This window comes from Staphylococcus ureilyticus, assembly GCF_025558845.1.
Classification (GTDB): domain Bacteria; phylum Bacillota; class Bacilli; order Staphylococcales; family Staphylococcaceae; genus Staphylococcus; species Staphylococcus ureilyticus.
Genome location: NZ_CP094825.1, coordinates 2,100,795 through 2,114,235 on the forward strand (window position 1 = coordinate 2,100,795; position 13,441 = coordinate 2,114,235).

Annotated in this window: 13 protein-coding genes; 3 read left to right on the plus strand and 10 right to left on the minus strand. The window is 34.0% G+C overall.

The genetic code is table 11. From position 1 onward, the window contains the following. Positions 1-84 precede the first annotated feature (84 nt). The 5 genes from MUA21_RS10510 to MUA21_RS10530 all read right to left on the minus strand — a co-directional run bounded on the left by MUA21_RS10510 (position 85) and on the right by MUA21_RS10530 (position 3,977). Complete coding sequence (locus MUA21_RS10510) at positions 85-552, minus strand: thioesterase family protein (protein ID WP_064209301.1); 468 nt, start codon at positions 550-552, stop codon at positions 85-87. A gap of 12 nt (positions 553-564) precedes the next feature. Next, positions 565-1,518 (minus strand): 3-hydroxyacyl-CoA dehydrogenase NAD-binding domain-containing protein, encoded by a 954-nt coding sequence (locus tag MUA21_RS10515; protein WP_107525163.1) that lies wholly within the window; start codon positions 1,516-1,518, stop codon positions 565-567. Continuing rightward, entirely contained in the window at positions 1,518-2,405 is an 888-nt protein-coding gene (locus tag MUA21_RS10520) for a beta-keto acid cleavage family enzyme (RefSeq protein ID WP_019470111.1), read from the minus strand. The genes MUA21_RS10515 and MUA21_RS10520 overlap by 1 nt, the downstream gene beginning before the upstream one ends. 179 nt (positions 2,406-2,584) lie before the next feature. Then, positions 2,585-3,145 (minus strand): TetR/AcrR family transcriptional regulator, encoded by a 561-nt coding sequence (locus MUA21_RS10525; RefSeq protein WP_262561226.1) that lies wholly within the window; start codon positions 3,143-3,145, stop codon positions 2,585-2,587. Between the two features lie 235 nt (positions 3,146-3,380). After that, a complete protein-coding gene (locus tag MUA21_RS10530; RefSeq protein ID WP_262561227.1) occupies positions 3,381-3,977 on the minus strand; it encodes a YdeI/OmpD-associated family protein in 597 nt (198 codons plus the stop codon). 409 nt (positions 3,978-4,386) lie between these two features. On the opposite strand from MUA21_RS10530, the gene MUA21_RS10535 reads away from it, so the two are divergent. Continuing rightward, entirely contained in the window at positions 4,387-5,757 is a 1,371-nt protein-coding gene (locus MUA21_RS10535) for a CitMHS family transporter (RefSeq protein ID WP_107525165.1), read from the plus strand. 152 nt (positions 5,758-5,909) lie between these two features. Here MUA21_RS10535 and MUA21_RS10540 read toward each other — a convergent pair whose 3' ends face one another. The 4 genes from MUA21_RS10540 to MUA21_RS10555 form a co-directional block, all read right to left on the minus strand. Beyond that, the gene (locus MUA21_RS10540; RefSeq protein WP_262561228.1) at positions 5,910-7,091 is read right to left on the minus strand and encodes an MFS transporter; all 1,182 of its coding nucleotides are present in this window, start codon (positions 7,089-7,091) and stop codon (positions 5,910-5,912) included. 257 nt (positions 7,092-7,348) lie between these two features. Beyond that, positions 7,349-8,122, minus strand: coding sequence for an ABC transporter permease (locus MUA21_RS10545; RefSeq protein WP_262562255.1), 774 nt, complete (start codon positions 8,120-8,122; stop codon positions 7,349-7,351). Beyond that, positions 8,122-8,769, minus strand: a complete 648-nt coding sequence (locus MUA21_RS10550; protein ID WP_019470105.1) for an ABC transporter ATP-binding protein — start codon at positions 8,767-8,769, stop codon at positions 8,122-8,124. Before MUA21_RS10550 ends, MUA21_RS10545 begins: the two co-directional genes overlap by 1 nt. Positions 8,770-8,884: 115 nt before the next feature. Beyond that, positions 8,885-9,658, minus strand: a complete 774-nt coding sequence (locus MUA21_RS10555) for a CPBP family intramembrane glutamic endopeptidase (protein ID WP_262561230.1) — start codon at positions 9,656-9,658, stop codon at positions 8,885-8,887. 178 nt (positions 9,659-9,836) lie between these two features. On the opposite strand from MUA21_RS10555, the gene MUA21_RS10560 reads away from it, so the two are divergent. Then, on the plus strand, positions 9,837-11,420 hold the full coding sequence (locus tag MUA21_RS10560) for an FMN-binding glutamate synthase family protein (protein WP_107525168.1): 1,584 nt from the start codon (positions 9,837-9,839) through the stop codon (positions 11,418-11,420). A gap of 144 nt (positions 11,421-11,564) precedes the next feature. On the opposite strand, the gene MUA21_RS10565 is transcribed toward MUA21_RS10560, so the two are convergent. After that, positions 11,565-12,080 carry a thioredoxin domain-containing protein gene (locus MUA21_RS10565; protein WP_262561232.1) on the minus strand — a complete coding sequence of 172 codons (516 nt, stop codon included), beginning with the start codon at positions 12,078-12,080 and terminating at the stop codon, positions 11,565-11,567. Between the two features lie 199 nt (positions 12,081-12,279). Between MUA21_RS10565 and MUA21_RS10570 the strand changes: the two genes are divergently transcribed. Further along, on the plus strand, positions 12,280-13,356 hold the full coding sequence (locus MUA21_RS10570; RefSeq protein WP_019470101.1) for a M42 family metallopeptidase: 1,077 nt from the start codon (positions 12,280-12,282) through the stop codon (positions 13,354-13,356). The last annotated feature ends 85 nt before the right edge of the window (positions 13,357-13,441 follow it).

Sequence of the window (13,441 nt, forward strand, 5' to 3'; positions counted from 1 at the left end):
AACAATTTATAACCTTAAGTTTTGTTAATTAAACTATTGAAATTAATTGTCAATTCAATAGCTCAAAACAATGTTTCAAAAATATTATTTTCGTTTTATGCCAATCAGTCGACCTAATTCTTTTGGCGCTTCATGAATTGTTCCAACTTTAGCATAATCATCTATAGCATTTTTTATTTGTTCAGGGAAAGCTGCAGGTCTGCCTATTGTAGTGTCCATGCCCATAAGCATTACTTCATATGTTGCACAACGGTTATTTTGAGCATCTACTAAAGTCATAAAAACGTGTAAACGCTTGGCATCATAATCATATAGACTTACGTTCACAGTAATAAGCTCAGCTACGCTTATTTCTTTTAAATACACTACATGATTTTCTAAAGTGAACACTGTATAATTCAATTTTTTAATTGTACTCACATCTAAGCCTAGTGATGCCAACCATGCATCTGTGGCATCACTAAATACTCGATTATATTCAGCATCATTCATGTGCTGATTATGATCGACCCAAATATCTTTAACAGTGGTTTGATATTGAAATTGAGTCATATGAACCTCCAATTATTTAATACCCTTTTTCATTGATGCAGTGTCTTCTGGCCAATATGCTTCAGCTAATTCTTTCACTTTAACTAGGAATTCATTACGCTTTTGATCTAATTCTGACATCGTTTGCCCTTGTGAAGCCGTTTCACAACCATTTACCACATTATCATATAAATCCTGAGTTAGTTCAGGCGCAATTAATTTTGTCCATGGTTTCTTCAGTGCTGGACCAAATTGTTTCAACATATGACGCATGCCGCCTTCTCCTCCAGCAAGATGGAATGTCATAAATGGTCCATACTGTGCATAACGTAAACCTGCTGCATGGGTAAATGCTTTATCTACTTCTTCAGTAGTTGCTATTCCTTCATTAACAATGTGTAATGATTCTCGCCATAGTGCCTCCATCAATCTATCTGCGATGTGTCCTTCAATTTCATGTCTGACATGTAGCACATCCATACCAATGCTTTCGTACACTTTTTCTGATTCTACTGTGACAGCTTCAGTTGTTTCTTTACCAGGTACAATTTCAACTAATGGCAAAATGTATACTGGGTGAAACGGATGTGCAACAACCAAACGTTCAGGATGTTTTAAATTTTGTTGTAATTCTGAAGGCATAATGCCAGAAGTACTAGAACCAATAATGGCATCCTGACGTGCATAGGTATCGATTTCAGATAATACCTGTGCTTTTAGTTCTTCAATTTCTGGAACATTTTCTTGAATATGATCTGCATCTTTAACAGCCTCTTCTAAGCTTACCGTAAACGATAAATTCTCTAAAGATGCACCCTCTGCTAAACCTTGTTGCTCAGCATATGGCCAGTTTTGTTTCACTTGTTTTAACATGCTTTCATAAGCACCTTCACTGGGATCTGTCGCAATTACTTCGTGACCATGCGCTAAAATACGCGTAATCCAACCACTACCTATAACGCCCGTACCTACAACTGCAAATTTCATTATTTGCCTCCTTTAGGATCTCTAAGTTGGTATTGCTCACGCGCTTCAGCCGGTGTCATTGGCTCTATATCTAATGTTTTTAGTATTTCAACTGCACGTTCAACTAGTTGTTCATTTGAAGCTTTAACACCTTTTGATAAATACAAGTTATCTTCTAAACCTACGCGGACATTTCCACCACGTTTCGCCGCTTCTTCTACAGTAGGTAGTTGCATTCTCCCAATACCAAAAGCTGACCAATGTGCATTTTCAGGAATACGTGTTTTAAAATATTCAATTGTCTCTGCATCGTTTTCAGCACCCCATGGAATACCTAGACAGAATTGGAACATGGGTTCGCCTTCAATGAGACCTTCATTAATTAATTGTTTTGCAAATGAAATATGCCCACTATCAAAGCATTCTAATTCAGGTTTTACACCTGCATCTTTTACTAATTGTGCTTGTTTTCTTAACCAATCAGCTGGGCTTAAGTAAACAGCGTCACCCATATTCACACTACCACAATCAAGTGTGCACATTTCTGGTAATAATGCGCCAATCGCTTCATGTCTTTCTTCAGGTGTTTGCATATCTGAACCTTCACCTGCTGTATATGGATCTTCTAGGTTAGGGATAAAATCTCCGCCACCACCTGAAGTAATATTAATAATAATATCTTCATCAGCTTCTCTTATTAATCTTACTGCTTCTTTAAAAAATTCAACATCATGGCTTATGCCGCCTGTTTCTGGGTCACGTGCATGAATGTGTGCAACAGTAGCCCCTGCTTTCGCACATTTAATTGCTGAATCTGCAATTTCCTGAGGTGTTACAGGAACACTTTTATTTTTTTCTACAGTATCTCCAGCACCTGTTAAAGCTGCTGTTAGCATAACTTTTTTCATATATAAACCTCCAACAGAGTTTTGATCACAGTTGATAGTGTACCAACCGGACGGTTTAGTTTCAACCCTTGCTACAGCTAAAAAAAGGGATAAGTGATGGTTTCTCATCACTTATCCCTATAGCATCAATACTTTCAACGAATCGAAAATTTTATTATTTTTTTATAATTTCAACTTTTTCATGCATCTTTTAATCCGATTTGTTTGTTTTCTGTATAAGATGTTAGTCGTTCTAAAACTTTTGCTCTCATTGTTTCATCAAGTGCGTCTAGTCCAAATATTTCCGATAACCATAAGCCGTCCACTGCTAAACGTATGATTGTTGCATCGACTTTATCAATGCCATCTTTTTCAATTTTTTCTTGCCAATCTTTATAAGTATCTTGTAGTGGTAATAATAAATTACTATTAATACCCTGTGCAGCCAGCATACCAGAAGTAATTGATGCATTTTCTGAACGGTGTTCTCTAGTAGCTTCAATAAATGCACGCAATAATTTGCCAACTTCTTGTGACTCATTTTTAACATGTTCATTCACATTATTTCGATACAACTCATCTGCATGATCCACAAGTCCTTGTATCAATGCGAATTTATTTTTAAAATGATACAGTAAACCACCTTTACTAACACCTGCTTTTTTAGCAACTGCATCAAGTGTTAAATACTCACTACCTTGCTCATTTACGATAGCCGCTGCTGCTTCTAATAGTTGAATACGTTTAGACACTCTTGCCATATCTACACCTTCTCTTACAAAATATTACTTGATTCATCTACTATATTTATATTTGAGCAAACTATAAACGATAAATGACAAAGTTGCAAGATTAATCTAGATTTTATAAACGACGCGTTATCTATTTTTAAATAAATACGATGGTTTGGTTCAACCAAAATACGATTGAAAAATTTTGACAACCACGAACACTTTTTTGTCATTGAAGACTTAAGTCATGCTATAGCTTAATTGGTTACTTATCATTCATGCCTTTACCTTCTAGGATATGATTGATATACTTTTCGACTCTATTTTCCCTTGTTGAAGCAAGTTTAGCTTGACCTATATAATACATATATTGACGTTGTCTTCCAGGCGTTAAATTATTAAATGCTTCTTTTAACTCTGACGATGCTTCTAATTTATTTTTCAATTCCTCAGGCATATCGAATTCTTCTGTCGTTTTCATCGGTACTTTTTCACCCGACTTTTCTACTCTAATAGCTTCTTCTACATACCAAGCAATTTCATCTTTACGTCGTTCTATTTCTTCTAAACATTCAAATCTCAACTGGCGAGCAGCTTGAACATTTTTCGTTTGTTGAATTAAAGTATGATATGGGTCTTTCATAATGGCACCTTTTTCAAATAACAATGCACAATAGTGTTTAAAATCTTGAATGATAACAACATTTTTATTGTCCAAAGTATAACAAGGATGCATCCATTTATAATCTTCTGTTAATTCTGTTTGATTGATTATATTTCTTAATACTTTAAAAGCATCTTGCCATTGATCTAAGCGTTCAATAAACGCATCTACTTTATCGTTTTTAATTGATTCACTCATAAAAAACCGCCTTTTATTTTAATTTTACTATAAATATATACATTTAATCTATATTATCTTTTATATCATGTTAACGTCTTATTTTCTAAGAATATAATACTTATTTATATCTTTAATAATTCAAAATATTTCTTTAAACCATTTTTAAATGTGCTCAATTCAGATAATCCTTTATTGATCTTCTTCACACTACTCTGGTACAAAACCTATATATTGTAATACTAATACAATTCAAAAATACATTTGTTTTACTTATAATTTAATATAAGTAAAATTATATAAGTATTTATATATATTACTGATACACTTCGCTTTTCTCTGTTACACTTATAAATAATTACTTTTTAGAAGTGTGAACAATCATTGTTCAATTTTTTGTAAGCGCTTTAATATTTGGAGGGGATATTTTATGCAACAAGAGAGTGTTTGGCTAACAATTATGGGGCTAATTATTATTATTTCCATTGTTGGTTTACTAATTGCTAAACGTATTAGTCCAGTTGTAGGCATGATTTTAATACCGAGTGTAGGGGCACTCATATTAGGTTACAATATAGGCGATTTAGTAAAATTCTTTAATAGTGGTTTAGATCAAGTCATTAACGTCGTCATCATGTTTATTTTTGCAATTATTTTCTTCGGCATCATGAGTGACGCTGGCTTATTTAAACCATTGGTAAAGCGTTTGATTTTGCTTACTAGAGGTAATGTTGTAGTTGTTTGTATTGTAACTGCACTTATCGGAATATTCGCGCAACTCGATGGTGCTGGTGCCACAACATTTTTATTATCAATACCAGCATTATTACCGTTGTATAAAGCATTAAATATGAATCGGTATCTACTACTTTTGTTACTCGGACTGAGTGCATCGATTATGAACATGGTGCCTTGGGGCGGTCCTATGGCTCGTACAGCTTCAGTAATTCATTTTAAGAATGTCAATGAATTATGGTATGGTGTTATACCTGTTCAGATTATCGGTTTTATTTTAGTTTTACTATTCGCTGTATTTTTAGGTTTTCGAGAAAAAGCAATCATACAACGTAAAATCAATTCGGGAAAAGTAACTAATACACAAGATGTGGATATACATAAATTGGTTGAAATATACGAACAAGATCAAGATATTAAATTTCCAATTCGTGGTGTTGCCGTTACGAAACCTTGGATTAATTGGATTAACGTGATACTTACGCTCGCTATCATCGTAGTAATGCTAGCTAATATCGCTCCGCCTGAATTTGCATTTATGATTGGTGTTGCGATTGCTTTGATTATTAACTTCCCAAATGTAGACGAACAAATGAGTAGGCTTAAGGCTCATGCGCCAAATGCACTTATGATGGCTGCCGTGATTATTGCAGCGGGTATGTTTTTAGGTGTACTTAATGAAACTGGTATGCTTGAGGCAATAGCAGTAAGCTTCATCCACATTATACCGAATGCCGTAGGGCCATACTTACACATTATTGTCGGTATTTTCGGTGTACCACTAGATTTATTAACGAGTACGGATGCTTATTATTTCGCAATCTTACCTATTGTTGAACAGACAGCCGGTCAGTTTGGTGTGTCATCTGTGTCAACAGCATATGCAATGTTAATTGGAAATATTATCGGTACGTTTGTCAGTCCATTTTCACCTGCATTATGGTTAGCAATAGGGCTTGCAGAAGCAAATATGGGAACATATATAAAGTATGCGTTCTTTTGGATATGGGGTTTTGCCATCGTCATGTTAATTATCGCTATGTTAATCGGAGTCGTTACATTTTAAGTTCTAAACTGTGTGACTTTAGTAAAAACATTTGCACAAAAATTTAAAAAACAGGGTGTCGAACTGAAATTACATTTCAATGTTCCACGCCCTGTTTTATTTATTTATAACTAAATTTTGCAGACTTATATTACCATTAGTCCATGCTCAAATCATGATGCTTTATTGTATTTAGCGACATTTTTAAGGCTAATCACTAAAATAAATGCTACAAACGCAATTGCAGCTGAAAAATAAGTCGTTGCGTAGACATTTAAGTTCGATACTACTAATCCACCTACAATACCGCCGATACCGATACCTGCGTTTAAACTAGACATATTCCAGCTCATCACTTGGCTCGTATCACCCTCAACATGTTCTATAATGCCACTTTGCACAGCTGGATTCGTACTCCATTGCATGATATTCCAAATGAAAATAATCATGAGTAATAAACCTGTACCTGGTAAAAACATATTAAGAATAAGCATCATAACAATAAATACGGCTGTCGCAATAACCAACCAGCGTTTGCTCGTAAGTCTATCTGATAAAAAGCCACCCATTGATGTTCCGATTACACCTGCAATTCCATTGATTAATAATGCAATGGACACAAAGGATAGTTGATGCCCACCGGAAAGGATTAACGGATTAATATAAATAAACGTCACCGAGTTGGCTACTAATAATAAAAACGTGATACCTAAATATTTTGTAACTTCAGCGGGTCTTAACACTTTGGAATAAGCGTTTGAACGATTTGAACTTGTCTCTGTGTCAGTGTTTGACGATAGATGATCACTTAGCTTCGGTACATATATATACATTAGAATACCAACGAATAAACTAATAACCACAATAAATAAAAACGTATATCTCCAACCGACTAAATCACCAATGACTGTCCCGATTGGCACACCAAAAACATTTGCCCCACTAAAGCCGGAATACACAATACCAATCATTTTCCCTCGGTGTTGTGGCGCAGTTAATAACGCAGTTAAAGCTAATATTTTAACCACAATTAATGCTGCAGCTGCAGATGATAAGATACGTCCAATCACTAAAATAGAAAAATTAGGCGCAATCGCAATAGTGATATTGCCTACAACAAATGTTAACAGTGCCCACAATAAAACCATTCGTGGTGAAAAACGATTTGTTAGCTTTACTAAAATAGGTCCTGCTACTGCAAAAGTAATGGCATATAAGGTAACTAATTGTCCAATGATTGCTTCAGAAACATGTAAATCACTACTCATCAAGTTCATAATACCTGCAACCATCATTTCAACCATTCCTACAATAAATATACTTAATATAAAGGTAAATATGCGCATAACTGACATAAATATCCTCCTCTCTTTAATCTGATTTCAAAAATTCTATAACTGCTACATTATAAACCATTCGTCAATATATATGAATACTTAGCAATACATGCTATTAAATTCATTTCAAAAAACAGGAAACGCAAGAAATATCAATAACCATTTTGATACTTCTTGACGTTTCCTGCTCATCTAAATTTAAAATTTCTCATCAAATAGATTTGATTTTAGTAATTGTCATCATGTTTATTATAACAAATATACATCAAAAACTTTTAGCGATTGTCTTTGGGGATATGTCGCGCAATTAATTGGTCTCGTTCATTAAAGAATTGACGATAACTCAAGTATGTTGCAATCAACGCTGACATAATTGTCGCTGTCGTATGAATAAATACTACTAAAAGTTGAAATTTAACAGCTTCCAATGGATCTACACCACCGATAATCAACCCTGTCATCATACCAGGAATCAAAACAATACCATACGTTTTCACTGAATCTATCGTTGGCACAATTGCCGTTTTGATACTTTCACGAATCGTTCCTTTGGAAGATAGTTTTGGATTAGCACCTAATGCCAATTTGGCTTCGATTTGACTCATTTCTTTAACGAATTCACGATCTAAATTTTGATACGCAAGATTAATAGCAATCAAACCATTACTTCCAAGCATGCCTGCAATTGGAATTACTTCATTAGGTTTGAATTCAATTGCGCCAGTGATCACAATACCGACTAATGGTAGCGCTACGCCTATAAATATGGCAATAAAAGAAATCCAAAATACATGATGCATCACAGGTGAAGATCTACTGATCGTGTTCCACGATGCATTAATAATGATGATCAATACAAACAAGAGCAACAACCATGTTTGGTTTACATCAAATATAAAATGAAGTAAATAACCTAAAATCACCAATTGAACAACTGCTCTTAAAGTTGCAACGAGTAAATCTTTAATTATGTGTAATTTTTCTTTATATGACACGATGATTGGAAAAAGTAGGAGTGTCGCAGTAAGTACTAAAGCAGTGGTACTCATCATAATTCCTCCTCCTTTTCAATTTGTCCATCCACAATTCTAATGCGCTTTTGGAAATGTCTCATACTTTGATCGTTACTATGTGTAATCCATAAAATTGTTGTACCTTCCTCCGCAAGCTTAAAGATTAAAGATTCAATTTTTTCACTGTTATGTACGTCTAAAGCACTTGTTGCTTCGTCTAATAATAATACTTTGGGTTTATACATTAGCTGTCTCGCAATCGTTACACGTTGCCGTTCCCCACCAGAAAGATGGTTTACGCTTGTATCAAAGTTATAATGACCTAACCCTACCGACTTCAAAAGTGCTTTAGCTCTTTTACGATTAAACTTATCATTTCTAATTTGAGCGGGGAAAGCTAAGTTATCACCAATAGTACTTTCAAACAAATCGCTTTCTTGTAATAAATAACTAATTTCCATTCTTAACTTTTCTGGACTAATATCTTCATATACTTGATTATTAAAATATAATTCCCCTTCTGTAGGACTTATCAAATTATTCATTAAGCGTAACAAAGTACTTTTACCACTTCCTGAAGGCCCAACAATCGCAATCGTTTCTCCTGCTTCGATTTTCAAATTAATGTTATTGATAATTTGTCGGTTATCCACCTGGTATGAAACATTTCTAAGCTCTAACATTTTGAACCTCCTAGGTCATATATAGTTTATACCCTATTACGACTGTTTGATTTCCTATCATTGTAGCATTCAATCGTTTTATTCAAAACACAACATTAAATATCACACGCAAACATTATTTTAAAAATACAATCGCAATAAAAGATATTAAATTATTAAAAGCATGCAGTGATATGGATACTGCTAAGTTTTTCCCACTTTTCAAATATACAAATACTAGACCAATCGCAATAAAAATATAGCTTCCGATTTCAAATGGGGATGTAGCCCCTAATACATGAATACCAGCAAATAATATAACTGATAATACACTTGCAGCAGCATATGTAATTTTTTTACCTAATTCATGAATGATGAGATGCCTAAATAATAACTCTTCAATAATCGGCGTCAAAATAACAATATCTAAAAATAAAAATGGGAGCATCCAATTGTCTCGAAATAGTGCTTCTAAAATCAATTGATTCTGTGTTTCATGATATTGTAATGACTTCGGTAAAAAAGTCATAAGCCAATCATATAAATTATTCAACAAGAGCGTAGATATGTATGCTATAAAAATAAGCAAAATATATTTACGAACTGATTTTAACCTGTTGATCGCAATTGCTGTAATATTATCTTTAGTATGCATGCCATAAAAACTTATGATGATACATATTTCAGCAATAACACCACCAAAAATCAGTATATTCATATCACTTAAACGATACTTACTACCAATATTTAAAATGTCATATGATACGATTAATATCAGCGTTAATATAAGTGGTATAAGATAATTAGCAATGATGTATATAGGGATTAACCAAAAGTCTTTTTTAACAATTTTCTGATGTTGCCATATATGCTTTTTGGTTAATGGCGTTGCTGATGATTTGTCAGTCATATGTCACCTTCCTTGTAGCTGTTTAACAATAATATAACACAATATTTTATCATTATTATAAGTTGATTTACTTTTCTATTTGAAAATTACAATTAACCATTCTACCCCTTTACAGTGGAACACATTGTAAATTGCATAATTTATTGTATTATATAACTATATTAAGGGGGAATGTTACATGACTATTTTGACTATTTTACAGTTTATCGTCAACGTAATCATTGTCGTTTGTTTAATAAGCGTACTTGTTTTAGGGGCTGTATTGCTTTTTAAGGATAAACGACAAAAGCAACATAGCGTTTTACGCAATTATCCATTACTTGCACGTATTCGATATTTTGGTGAAAAAATAGGTCCAGAATTACGCCAATATTTATTTTTAGCAGATACCAAAGGCAAACCTTTTTCTCGTAATGATTACACCAATATTGTATTAGCTGGTAAATATAATTCAAGAATGACTAGTTTTGGTACACAAAAGGATTATGAAGATGGGTTTTACATTCAAAATACGATGTTTCCGTTGCAATCTAAAGAATTACATATTAATCAATCACCGTTGATTTCATCATTTATTTATACAATTGATAATGAACGACTCTTTAATCGTGACGAACATCGCACAAAAGCAGAGATAGATCCATTTTATTTAACAGATGAAGATGCCATTATTTTAGGTCCTGAACTGAAACATCCGTTCAAACTTAAAAGGCTTGTTGGTCAATCAGGAATGAGTTATGGCGCATTAGGAAGTCATGCAATCACGGCGCTATCCAAAGGATTAGGACAAGCTGGAACTTGGATGAATACAGGTGAAGGCGGTTTATCAAAACACCATTTATCGGGCGATGCAGATATCATCTTTCAAATAGGTCCAGGTTTATTTGGCGTACGAGATAAATCGGGAGAATTTGATATGAATGCTTTCCAAAGTTTAGCAAATGAAGATACGGTCAAAGCTTTTGAAATCAAGTTAGCACAAGGTGCAAAAACAAGAGGCGGCCATATGCAAGGTAATAAAGTCACACAAGAAATTGCTGATATTCGTAATGTTGAACCTTGGAGGACGATTAATTCCCCTAACCGTTTTGAATCTATAGATAATCCAACCGATTTATTAGAATGGGTTACACAATTACAAAATGTAGGTCAAAAACCTGTTGGTTTTAAAATTGTAATCAGCAAAGTATCAGAAGTAGAAGCGCTCGCACAAACAATGATTGAAACAAATCAGTTTCCGAATTTTATTACTATTGACGGCGGCGAAGGAGGCACTGGTGCAACATTTCAAGAATTGCAAGATGGCATAGGTTTACCTTTATTCACTGCTTTACCAATCTTAACAGGTGTACTCGAAAAGTATGGTATACGCAATCGAATTAAAGTATTTGCTTCAGGGAAACTTGTAACACCTGATAAAATTGCGATTGCATTAGGTCTAGGTGCTGATTTAGTCAACGTTGCAAGAGGTATGATGATTAGTGTCGGATGTATTATGAGTAGGCAGTGTCATATGAACACATGTCCTGTAGGTGTCGCAACAACAGATCCAAAACGTGAAAAGGGATTAATTATAGATGAAAAAAAATACCGCGTCACTAATTTTGTAACCAGCTTACATGAAGGCTTATTTAACATTGCTGCCGCTGTAGGTGTAACTTCCCCAACTCAGATATCGAAAGAACACATCATTATCAAAAAGAAAGACGGTAACATTCAATCCATACATGATTATAAATTAAACTTACTAAATCATAATTAACTTCAAAGATTAAAACAAACACCTCTTTTAAAAATAAGCTTCAACAACATTTCGAAGGATAAGATAAGCATACGTCTGGGACGAATCACTGATGTCCAGACGTATTTATTTTGCAAATAGATATTTAAGTCCGATGGTTCATTATCATATAAAGCGATTCAATTGCTTTGTTAGCTTAGATTCTATCGTTTCTTGTTGATCTTCTAATGGATTGAATTCAAATAAATTACCATTAATAAAAACGGTCGGAATGCCTTTAATTCCTCTTTCAAATGCTTCTTCATGAATCGCTAACGAACGATCGTCAGCTTCTTTATGAGGTGTAAGATTATATTCTTCTTCCATTTTGGCTTCAATTGTCGAAAAACTTACTTTCCATTGAGCTTGTGTTTGATATAACTCACGAATAATATCTAAGGTTTCTTCAGGTCGTTGATAGTTTAAATATATATTTGCTATTGTTCCTTTTAATAAGCCTTGCTTCGTTTTATCAAAATGTTTAATTGTATGTTGAACCTTCCCTTGATCAATGAATGGCTTTAATACAGTGTCTGCAGCGAAAAAGAAGTTTTTACAGTATGGACAAGCTAAATTGATAAAAGACTCCACTTTAATCGGTGCTGATTCTGAGCCTATTGTTAAATAATTAATTTCTGTCATCGTCTATCCCTCCACTTTGTTTATAATTATATTGAATCATGGACAGGTATTGAATGCACACGTTTAGCCTTACAATAGCGTGCAACGTAAACTTCATCTGATGTTATGTACATTAAATTAATAACACAAAGCTCAAACAATTAGCTTATATCGAAGTTCATGATAAAATGAATATAAATATTTGATTAGGGGGTATAACATGAACAATTCAATAAAATTACTAGAATCATTAACAAATGTTGACGGTATTGCAGGTCATGAAAAAGCAGTAAAAACACTTATGCGTGATTATTTGACGCCGGTAAGTGATGAAATTATTGAAGATAATCTGGGAGGTATTTTCGGTAAAAAAACGACCTCTACTGGTAATAAGACATTAATGGTGGCGGGTCATTTAGATGAAATTGGTTTTGTAGTTACTAAAATTGATAAAGATGGATTTTTAAAATTCACACCTATTGGTGGTTGGTGGAACCAAGTGATGTTATCTCAGAAAGTAACTGTCACAACTGATGAAGGCAAGAAAATCAGAGGTATTATTGGCTCCAAACCACCACATGCTTTATCACCCGAAGAACGTAAAAAAAATGTAGAAATAAAAGATATGTTCATTGATATTGGGGTTAAAAGTAAAAAAGAAGCTGAACAATTCGGCATTGAAATAGGCAATATGATCACACCATACAGTGAGTTTGAAACACTAGCTAATAGCAAGTATTTAACTGCCAAAGCTTTTGATAATCGCTATGGTTGCGCCCTTGCTGTAGACGTTTTAAACAACCTTAAACAAGAATCCATTGATATTAATTTAGTTTCAGGCGCTAATGTACAAGAAGAAGTAGGTCTTCGTGGTGCTAAAGTTGCAGCTAATAAGATTAAACCTGACTTAGCCCTTGCTGTCGATGTAGCTGTTGCCTATGATACACCAGGCATGTCTGGCCAAACTAGCGAGACAGCTATTGGACAAGGACCTGTAGTCATTATTATGGACGCTTCAAACATAGGCCATGTTGGTTTTACAAACCATATTAAAAAAATAGCTAAAGCACACAATATAGATATCCAGTTAGATTCTACACCTGGTGGCGGTACTGATGCTGGAAGTATTCATGTTGCCAATGAAGGTGTGCCTACGGTCTCTATTGGTGTCGCTCTACGTTATATGCATTCAAACGTCTCTGTATTGCATACAGATGACTATAAAAATTCGGTTGCCTTAGTCACTGAAATCGTTAAATCTTTAAACGACGATGCCGTAGATAACATCATTTGGTAAACCACTCAAATCTATAAAAAATAAAGCCGTAAACAAAGTGCTACCACTAATGTTTACGGCTTTTTGGTGCTTCTTAATAACTATT

Excerpts from the sequence above, each read along its gene's own strand:
- MUA21_RS10515 (WP_107525163.1), bottom strand. The coding sequence starts at position 1,518 with ATGAAATTTGCAGTTGTAGGTACGGGCGTTATAGGTAGTGGTTGGATT.
- MUA21_RS10555 (WP_262561230.1), bottom strand. The coding sequence starts at position 9,658 with ATGACTGACAAATCATCAGCAACGCCATTAACCAAAAAGCATATATGG.
- MUA21_RS10520 (WP_019470111.1), bottom strand. The coding sequence starts at position 2,405 with ATGAAAAAAGTTATGCTAACAGCAGCTTTAACAGGTGCTGGAGATACT.
- MUA21_RS10565 (WP_262561232.1), bottom strand. The coding sequence starts at position 12,080 with ATGACAGAAATTAATTATTTAACAATAGGCTCAGAATCAGCACCGATT.
- MUA21_RS10550 (WP_019470105.1), bottom strand. The coding sequence starts at position 8,769 with ATGTTAGAGCTTAGAAATGTTTCATACCAGGTGGATAACCGACAAATT.
- MUA21_RS10525 (WP_262561226.1), bottom strand. The coding sequence starts at position 3,145 with ATGGCAAGAGTGTCTAAACGTATTCAACTATTAGAAGCAGCAGCGGCT.
- MUA21_RS10530 (WP_262561227.1), bottom strand. The coding sequence starts at position 3,977 with ATGAGTGAATCAATTAAAAACGATAAAGTAGATGCGTTTATTGAACGC.
- MUA21_RS10545 (WP_262562255.1), bottom strand. The coding sequence starts at position 8,122 with ATGAGTACCACTGCTTTAGTACTTACTGCGACACTCCTACTTTTTCCA.
- MUA21_RS10510 (WP_064209301.1), bottom strand. The coding sequence starts at position 552 with ATGACTCAATTTCAATATCAAACCACTGTTAAAGATATTTGGGTCGAT.
- MUA21_RS10570 (WP_019470101.1), top strand. The coding sequence starts at position 12,280 with ATGAACAATTCAATAAAATTACTAGAATCATTAACAAATGTTGACGGT.
- MUA21_RS10540 (WP_262561228.1), bottom strand. The coding sequence starts at position 7,091 with ATGTCAGTTATGCGCATATTTACCTTTATATTAAGTATATTTATTGTA.
- MUA21_RS10560 (WP_107525168.1), top strand. The coding sequence starts at position 9,837 with ATGACTATTTTGACTATTTTACAGTTTATCGTCAACGTAATCATTGTC.
- MUA21_RS10535 (WP_107525165.1), top strand. The coding sequence starts at position 4,387 with ATGCAACAAGAGAGTGTTTGGCTAACAATTATGGGGCTAATTATTATT.